Source organism: Cupriavidus basilensis (assembly GCF_029335485.1).
GTDB classification, from domain to species: Bacteria; Pseudomonadota; Gammaproteobacteria; order Burkholderiales; family Burkholderiaceae; genus Cupriavidus; species Cupriavidus basilensis_E.
In genome coordinates, this window is sequence record NZ_JARJLM010000236.1 from 1 (window position 1) to 5899 (window position 5899).

Consider the following 5899-nt stretch of genomic DNA (forward strand, 5'->3'; position numbering starts at 1 on the left):
CGACCTGAACCGGCTTCTCAATCCGCAGCCCCGGCCGCAGATCGACCTGTACCGGTATAAGGTGACCGCGCTGGACGGCACCGGCGCCATGGTCGACGGCCCGGCGGCGCCGGGACTGGAACCCGGCGCCTGCGTGCGGATGATCTATCCCGACGGCGCGCCCGAGCCCCGCCTCGCGCCATCCAGCGAATGCTAGAGTCCTGATCCAGGCACGAAACGACAACGGCCTCCCTTGCGGGAGGCCGTTTCACTGACGCAGGCTCAGGCCGCCTTGCGGCTGTCGCGCAGCTCGCGGCGCAGGATCTTGCCCACGTTCGTCTTGGGCAGCTCGCCGCGGAACTCCACATACTTCGGCCTCTTGTAGCCGGTAAGGCGCTCCTTGCAGAACGCGATGAGTTCAGCCTCGGTCAGCGCCGGATCCTTGCGGACGACGAACAGCTTGACCACCTCGCCCGAATGCTCGTCGGGCACGCCCACCGCCGCCACCTCCAGCACGCCCGGGCACTCCGCAGCCACGCCCTCGACCTCGTTCGGATACACATTGAAGCCGGACACCAGGATCATGTCCTTCTTGCGGTCGACGATCTTGGTGTAGCCGCGCGCGTCCATCACGCCGATGTCGCCAGTCTTGAAGAAGCCGTCGGGCGTCATGACCTTGGCGGTCTCGTCCGGACGATTCCAGTAGCCAGCCATCACTTGCGGACCCCGAATGCAGATCTCGCCGGGCTGGCCGAGCGGCACGTCGCGGCCGTCGTCGTCGCGGATGGCGATCTCGGTCGACGGTATCGGCAGGCCGATGGTGCCGGAAAAAGCATCGGTATCGGTGGGATTGCAGGTGGCCGACGGCGAGGTCTCGGACAGGCCGTAACCCTCGATGATCGGACAGCCGGTCTTGGCCAGCCACTTCCTGGCTACCGCTTCCTGCACTGCCATGCCGCCGCCGTTGGCCACGCGCAGGCCGGAGAAATCGACCTTGTCGATCTCCGGGTTGTTCAGCAGCGCGTTGTACAGCGTATTGACCGCCGGGAACATATGGAACTTGTACTTCTGCAGTTCCTTGATGAAGCCCGGGATATCGCGCGGGTTGGGGATCAGCACGCTCATGCCGCCGCTGCGCATGCCGAGCAGGCAGCAGACCGTCAGCGCGAAGATGTGATACAGCGGCAGCGCCGTAATGGTGATCACCTGGTCGATCGGCGCGCCCTTGGCCAGGGCCGGTTGCATCCAGGCTTCGGACTGCAGCACGTTGGCGACGATGTTCCGGTGCAGCAGCACCGCGCCCTTCGACACGCCGGTGGTGCCGCCGGTGTACTGCAGGAAGGCAACATCGTCGGGCCCCGTGGCGGTGGGCTGCAGCTGCATGCCACGGCCTTCCGCCAGCACGGTATTGAAGCGCACGCAGTTGGGCAGCTCCCAGGCCGGCACCATCTTCTTGACGTTGCGCACCACGAAATTGACGATGGCACCCTTGAGGCCGCCCAGCAGGTCGCCCATGCTGGCCACCACCACATGCTTGACTGGTGTGGCCGGCAGCACCTGCTGCAGCGTGGTGGCGAAGTTTTCCAGGATGACGATGGCCTCGGCCCCGCTGTCCTTGAGCTGATGCTCGAGCTCGCGCGGCGTGTAGAGCGGATTGACGTTGACCACCACGAAGCCAGCGCGCAGCACCGCGGCCAGCACCACCGGATATTGCAGCACATTGGGCATCATGATGGCCACGCGCGCGCCGGGCTTGAGCCCGCGCGACTGCAACCAGGCTGCAAATTGCTTCGAGAGACGGTCAAGCTCGCCGTAGGTAATCGACTTGTCCATGCAGACGAAGGCGCGGCGATCGGCATAGGTGCGGAAAGACGCCTCGAGCAAATCGGCCAGCGAGCGGAACTGGCTGCTATCGATCTCGGCAGGTACGCCGGCCGGGTAATGCTTCAGCCACAGTCTTTCCATGCACCGTCTCCTGATTTTCTGAATGGTCGTTCGATTTTCGACAGATGCTAAACGCGCGACCCGGTTAAGACAACACGTTAGATGAAGTCCTCTGGAGGTTGATCCCGCCACAACGTGAAGTTTAACGCACAGTTCGTAATGGACTCGGGAATTCCCCTAGCCCCCCTGACGGAGGCGGCCATGCTGCCGAAGATCACGCTACGCGCTCACCGGCAGCACCATCTTCATCATATTGGTGGCAAGCGCCTGTGCCAGTGCCTGTGCGTCCATGCGCCCGGGCTCGTGCCAGGTATACATGAAGCCAACCACGCTGCCGATCGCATGCGCGGTCACGCGCGCATCGCCATAGCTGAACACGCCGGTGCGCTTGCCCTCTTCCAGCAAGGCATAGAGGTCGCGGTAAAAGGCACGCGCCATGGTGCCCAGCCATGCCACCGTTTCCGGCCGCAGGTACTGGTTGTCGCGAAAGCTGAGCGTGGCCGGCACGTAGCAGGCAATGCAGCGCCGCGCCATTTCCAGCAGGCAGGCATGCAGCCGCTCGCGCACCGGCAGGGCCGGGTCGGCGGTCTCGCGGATGACGGGCAGGCAGGACTGTGCCGACTCGCGGCACAGGATATCGAAGATTTCGTATTTGTCGGTGAAATAGTAATAGACCGCCGGCTTGGTCACGCCCAGCGCCCGGCACAGGTCGTTCATGGTCATGCCGGGGTAGCCCTTGGTATAGAACAGCTGGGCTGCCGTATCGAGGATCTGGCGGCGGCGCGCCTCCTGCCGCTCGGCGATATGCGAGCGGGCAGGGACGGCATCCGGGGCGGTCTCCGGCGGGATTTCGGGCCCGGCCCCGAGGGCCTTGATGCCCTCGGTGGCGGAAGCGGTTTTCTGTGCAGTCGGCATGACGCGATTCTCGCATGGCGCCGGGCCCCGGGAAGGCCTGGCTGTCACTCCAGTCACCCAATGCCTGCGACTTGCCGCCGGTCGTGGCAGCTTGACGCATGAAGGCAATGCCAATACGATCATACCCAATGGTAAGTAAATATACCAAAGAGTAAATAACGTCAGCCCAAGCCGGCATGGCGACCCACCAGCAAGGAGACACCGCCCATGGACGAGACCGCCTACCTGGCCGACCTGCACGCGCGCTGGCGGCGCGCCTGGCCCGGCCGTACCCCGCGTTCGCCGCAATACCCGCTCGGGCGCCAGCCGCTCACGGAAATGCTGAGGCATTGGGGCCGCACCCGGCCCGACCGCTCCGCGGTGATCTTCTATGGACATGAAACCAGCTATGCCCAGCTCGATGCGTACAGCGACCGCTGCGCAGCGCTGCTGGCGGCGCACGGCATCGGCGCCGGCGACCGGGTGGCGGTGCTGATGCCCAATTGCCCGCAGTTCCATATCGTATTCTTCGGCATCCTCAAGCTGGGCGCGGTCTACGTGCCGGTCAGCCCGCTCTCGCAGCGCGCCGAGCTGCAGCATGCGCTGACCGACAGCACGCCGCGCGCGCTGATCGCGCTCGACCAGCTGGTGCCCCTGGTGCGGGAAACGCGCGCAGCGCTCGGCGCGCAGGATCCGCTTGCCCTGTTGTTCGTCACCAGCTTCGCCGACATGCTGCCGGCCGAGCCGACCTTGCCGTTGCCGCCGATGGTGCAGGCACCGCGCTACCTCTGCAACGCGGACGACCATGCCATCGACCTGCTGCCCGCCATGGGCGCCTGCACGCATGCCGTGCCCGCCACGCCGGCCTCGCTCGATGCGGTAGCCGCGCTCAATTACACCGGCGGCACCACCGGCCTGCCCAAGGGGTGCATCCACACCCAGGGCGATATGGTGGACATGGCAGCGGCCTTCGGCGCCGTCTCGCTGGAAATCGCCGACGACAGCGTCATGCTCGGCTTCTTCCCCGAGTTCTGGATCGCCGGCGAGAACCTCTGCCTGATCCTCCCCGCCTTCTTCGGCATCCCGCTGGTGCTGCTGGCGCGCTGGGACCCGGAAACCTTCATGGCGGCGGTGCAGCGCTACCGCGTCACCAACGCCTCGATGCTGGTGGACAGCGCGGTCGAGGTGATGGAACATCCACGCGCCGCGCAATACCGGTTGCGCTCGCTGCGCTATGTGGGCGTGTCATCCTTCGTCAAGAAGCTCAACCTGCCCTACCGCCGCGCCTGGCAGGCGCTGACCGGATCGATCATCGCCGAGAGCGCCTGGGGCATGACCGAGACGCAGACCTGCAACACCTTCACCTACGGCATGCAGGACGATGACCTGGACCTGCGCGCCCAGCCCATCTTCGTCGGCCTGCCGGTGCCGGGCACGGAGTTCAAGATCTGCGATTTCGACAGCGGCGCGCTGCAGCCGCCGGGCGCCGAGGGCGAGCTGTGCGTGCGCACGCCGACCCTGCTCAAGGGCTACTGGAACAAACCCGACGCCACGCGCGAATCGATGCGCGATGGCTGGTTCCACACCGGCGACATCGGTTCGATCGACGAACATGGCTATATCCACTACCTCGGCCGGCGCAAGGAGATGCTCAAGGTCAACGGCATGAGCGTATTCCCCGCCGAGATAGAAGCGCTGCTGGGCCAGCATCCGGCCATTCTCGGCTCGGCCGTGGTCGGCCGGGCCGATGAAGACCGCGGCCAGTTGCCGGTGGCCTTCGTCATGCTCAAGCCCGAGGCGGCCGGCACCGTCGACGACGCGGCGCTGGTGCAATGGTGCCGCGCCAATATGGCGGTCTACAAGGTGCCGCTGGTGCATATCGTCGACGCCCTGCCGCTGACCGCGACCGGCAAGGTGCGCAAGCAGGATCTGGCGCCGCTGGCCGAGCGGCTTGGCTGAGCCGCTCGCGTCTTCCGGTCTCTCTCCACCATTGCCCAACTCTTTCGCATCATGACGTTCCGCAAGCTACTGATCGCCAACCGCGGTGAAATCGCCATCCGCATCGCCCGCGCCGCCGCCGGCGCGGGCCTGGAGAGCATCGCCCTGTACAGCGAGGACGACCGCGACGCCCTCCACGTGCGCAAGGCCGACGGCGCCGTCGCGCTGCCCGGCACCGGCCCGCGCGCCTATCTGGATATCGCGCAGGTGGTCGCCGCTGCCACGCGCAGCGGTTGCGACCTGGTCCACCCGGGCTACGGCCTGCTTTCCGAGAACGCGGAGTTCGCCCAGGCCTGCCTGGATGCGGGTCTTGCCTTCGTCGGCCCCGCGCCCGATGTGCTGCGCCTGTTCGGCGACAAGGCCCGGGCGCGGGCGCTGGCACGCGAGTGCGGCGTGCCGGTGGTATCCGGCACCACCGGCCCCACCACGCTGGAAGCCGCGCACGCGTTCTTCGGCTCGCTGCAAGAGACCGGCGCCGGCATGATGATCAAGGCGCTGGCCGGCGGCGGCGGGCGCGGCATGCGCGCCGTGCGTGCCGCCGCGGACATCGACGAGGCTTACGCCCGCTGCGTTTCCGAGGCCACGGCTGCATTCGGCAACGGTGCGGTCTATGTGGAGCGCATCGTACGCGCGCCCCGCCATATCGAGATCCAGGTGCTGGCGGATGCCGCCGGCGGCGTGATCGCGCTGGGCGAGCGCGAATGCAGCCTGCAGCGGCGCCACCAGAAGCTGGTGGAGGTGGCGCCCAGCCCTTCGCTCGACGACGCCATGCGCGCACGCCTGGCGCAGGCCGCGGTCACGCTGGCGCGCGCGAGCGCCTATCGCGGCATCGGCACCTTTGAATTCCTGGTCGGCTCGAATGGCGACTTCTGGTTCATGGAGGCCAACCCGCGCCTGCAGGTGGAACACACTGTCACCGAGATGGTGAGCGGGGTGGACCTGGTACAGGCGCAACTGGCCATCGCGGCGGGCAAGAGCCTGGCCCAGCTGGGGCTGGAACCGCCGCCGGCGCCACGCGGCATCGCCGTCCAGTTGCGCATCAACGCCGAGCACCTCGACGCGCAGGGGCAGCTGCGCCCCGCCA

General features: G+C 66.8%; 4 protein-coding genes and 1 pseudogene. 3 read left to right on the forward strand and 2 right to left on the reverse strand.

The genetic code is table 11. The features are described 5' to 3' along the window. Positions 1–196 (forward strand): annotated as a pseudogene (locus tag P3W85_RS13715) (hypothetical protein); the annotation flags it as partial. A 65-nt stretch (positions 197–261) separates the two neighbouring features. On the opposite strand, the gene P3W85_RS13720 reads toward P3W85_RS13715, so the two are convergent. Continuing rightward, entirely contained in the window at positions 262–1944 is a 1683-nt protein-coding gene (locus tag P3W85_RS13720) for a long-chain fatty acid--CoA ligase (protein WP_017224201.1), read from the reverse strand. A gap of 198 nt (positions 1945–2142) precedes the next feature. Next, complete coding sequence (locus P3W85_RS13725; RefSeq protein WP_017224200.1) at positions 2143–2838, reverse strand: TetR/AcrR family transcriptional regulator; 696 nt, start codon at positions 2836–2838, stop codon at positions 2143–2145. Positions 2839–3045: 207 nt separating this feature from the next. Here P3W85_RS13725 and P3W85_RS13730 point away from each other — a divergent pair, with 207 nt between their 5' ends. After that, positions 3046–4776, forward strand: a complete 1731-nt coding sequence (locus P3W85_RS13730) for an AMP-binding protein (RefSeq protein WP_276265183.1) — start codon at positions 3046–3048, stop codon at positions 4774–4776. A gap of 51 nt (positions 4777–4827) precedes the next feature. Continuing rightward, the coding region (locus P3W85_RS13735; RefSeq protein WP_276265184.1) for a biotin carboxylase N-terminal domain-containing protein at positions 4828–5899 on the forward strand (1072 nt) is incomplete at its 3' end.

Excerpts from the sequence above, each read along its gene's own strand:
- P3W85_RS13720 (WP_017224201.1), bottom strand. The coding sequence starts at position 1,944 with ATGGAAAGACTGTGGCTGAAGCATTACCCGGCCGGCGTACCTGCCGAG.
- P3W85_RS13725 (WP_017224200.1), bottom strand. The coding sequence starts at position 2,838 with ATGCCGACTGCACAGAAAACCGCTTCCGCCACCGAGGGCATCAAGGCC.
- P3W85_RS13730 (WP_276265183.1), top strand. The coding sequence starts at position 3,046 with ATGGACGAGACCGCCTACCTGGCCGACCTGCACGCGCGCTGGCGGCGC.